The sequence below is a fragment of the Achromobacter sp. Marseille-Q0513 genome (assembly GCF_018195695.1).
Lineage (GTDB): Bacteria > Pseudomonadota > Gammaproteobacteria > Burkholderiales > Burkholderiaceae_B > Achromobacter.
The window spans coordinates 1-1,669 of sequence record NZ_JAGTJY010000354.1 but is presented as its reverse complement, the minus strand read 5'-3'; the positions used below and the strand labels follow the sequence as shown (position 1 = coordinate 1,669).

Here is a 1,669-nt window from a genome sequence, read left to right as displayed (position 1 = left end):
AACGTGGGCAGCGTGGTGACCGTGGCCGGCGTGGCCATCGGCGTGATCGCCCCCAATGGCGACGGCGCCAATGGGCACAACGTGATCGTGACGTTCAATGCCAACGCGACGCCGGCCCGCGTGGCCCTGCTGATGTCGGCGCTGACCTACAAGAACACCAGCAACGACCCCTACACCCCCACCCGCACCGTTGCCATCAGCATCTACGACGGCCGCAGCGCCAGCGCCATGGCGATCGTCAGCATCGACATCGTGGCGCTGAACGACGCGCCGACGGTCGCCGTTACGCCGCGCGACCCGGTGCATGTGCCGGGCGGGTCGGGCGTGGCGCTGTTCAGCGGCGCCAGCATCGACCCCGGCGAAGCCGGGCAGAACATCAAGCTCATGACCCTGACCGTGTCGGGCCTGGCGGATGGCGCCAGCGAAAGCCTGACGATCGACGGCACCACCGTCGCGCTGGTCGACAACACCACGCTCACCACCAGCGGCCTGGGCCTGACCGTGACGGTGACGGTCAGCGGCAACACGGCGACGGTGACCATCAGTTCGACCGGCATCGCCGCCGCCACGGCCAACGGCGTGCTCAACGGCATCACCTACCAGGACGCCAAGGCCTCGGCCGCCGGCGGCACCCGCGTCGTGACGCTGACCGGCGTCACCGACAGCGGCGGCACCGCCAATGGCGGCGCGGACACCGCCGTCCTGTCGCTGGCATCCACCGTCACCCTGCCCCATGCGCCCGTGGTGACGCCCAGCGCCGGAAACCCGGAATTCACCATCAAGGGCTCCGCGTCCGTGCCGGTGGCCGTGGACGGCGGCATCACGCTCAGCGACAGCGACAGCGCCACGCTGACCAGGGCCGTCATTTCGATCACGGGCAATTTCCAGGCCGGCGACGTGCTGTCCTTTATCGCCGGCAACGGCATCACGGGCGTGTACAGCGCCGGCGTGCTGACGCTGACATCGTCGGGCGCCTCGTTGGCGCAATGGGAAGCCGCGCTGCGCTCGGTCCGCTATACCAACACCGATCCGAACACCAGCACCGCCACGCGCACGATCTCCATCATGGTCAATGATGGTTCGCGCGACAGCGACAGCGTCACCCGCGCCATCACGGTCAAGCAGTTCGATCCATCGCCCGTCGTGACGCCGTCCGCCGGCGCCACCGCCTTCGTCAGCAAGGGCGGCGGCTCGCAGGCCGTCGCGGTCGACGCCGGCCTGACCTTGTCCGATCCGGACAGCACGACGCTGGCCAGCGCCCGGATCACCATCGGCAACCTGCAAGCGGGCGATGTGCTGGGCTTCGTCAACGACGGGGCCACCATGGGCAACGTCGTGGGATTCTATGACCCGGCCACCGGCGTCCTCACCCTGACGTCCGCCGGCGGCCTGGCCACGGTCGCGCAATGGCAGGCGGCGCTACGCGCGATCACCTTCGTCAATACCGGCGAAAGCACGCCCGTGGCCTCGCGCTCGATCAGCATCCAGGTTTCGGACGGCGTCAATAGCAGCGTCCTCGCGGCCAAGGACATCGCCGTGCAGGACGGCAACATTCCGCCCGTGCTGACGCTGCCGTCGACCTTGAATTTCAGCGAAGACATTTCCGGCGTCATCACCGGCATCACCGTTGCCGACGCGGACGCGGGCAGCGCGATCGTCACCCTGACGC

General features: G+C 68.7%; 1 pseudogene. It reads left to right on the top strand.

Annotated elements, in window-relative coordinates:
- Positions 1–1,669 (top strand): annotated as a pseudogene (locus tag KDH83_RS30560) (hypothetical protein); the annotation flags it as partial.